The following is a 935-nucleotide window of genomic DNA, read 5'->3' on the forward strand; positions in this document are numbered from 1 at the left end:
CGTCCATGGTGGTGATGCGCAGTTCCTCGGCGTTCATCTCGCCCAGACCCTTGAAGCGCTGGATGGAGTCTTCCCGGATCCGCTTGCCGTTGTGCTTGCCGAGTTCGACCAGGGCGTCGCGTTCGCGGTCGGAGTACGCGTACTCGAAGTCGTCCCGGCCCCACTTGATCTTGTAGAGCGGGGGGCGGGAGAGGTACACGTGTCCGGCCTCGACCAGCGGCCGCATGAAGCGGAAGAGGAAGGTGAGGAGGAGGGTGTTGATGTGCTGGCCGTCGACGTCGGCGTCCGCCATCAGGATGATCTTGTGGTAGCGGAGCTTCCCGATGTCGAAGTCCTCGTGGACACCGGTGCCGAAGGCGCTGATGAGGGCCTGGACCTCGGTGTTCTGGAGGATCTTGTCGATGCGGGCCTTCTCGACGTTCAGGATCTTGCCGCGGATGGGCAGGATGGCCTGGTACATCGGGTTGCGGCCGGACTTCGCGGAGCCGCCGGCCGAGTCGCCCTCGACGATGAAGATCTCGCACTTGGCCGGGTCGTTGGACTGGCAGTCGGACAGCTTGCCCGGCAGCGAGGCGCTCTCCAGGAGGCCCTTGCGGCGGGTGAGGTCGCGGGCCTTGCGGGCCGCGACGCGGGCCGTGGCGGCCTGGATCGACTTGCGGATGATGTCCGCGGCCTCGTTCGGGTTCCGGTCGAACCAGTCGTTGAGGTGCTCGTGGACGACCTTCTGCACGAAGGTCTTGGCCTCGGTGTTGCCCAGCTTCGTCTTCGTCTGGCCCTCGAACTGGGGCTCGCCCAGCTTCACCGAGATGATCGCCGTCAGACCCTCGCGGATGTCCTCGCCGGCGAGGTTGTCGTCCTTCTCCCGCAGGAACTTCTTCTCCCGCGCGTAACGGTTCACCAGCCCGGTCAGCGCCGCACGGAAACCCTCCTCGTGC

The 935-nt window shown here is 65.9% G+C and carries 1 protein-coding gene; it reads right to left on the minus strand.

The genetic code is table 11. The features are described from left to right. On the minus strand, positions 1–935 hold a 935-nt coding region (locus OTB16_RS39145), incomplete at both ends, for a toprim domain-containing protein (protein ID WP_267727716.1).

The sequence above is a fragment of the Streptomyces antarcticus genome (assembly GCF_026627255.1).
Classification (GTDB): Bacteria; Actinomycetota; Actinomycetes; order Streptomycetales; family Streptomycetaceae; genus Streptomyces; species Streptomyces antarcticus.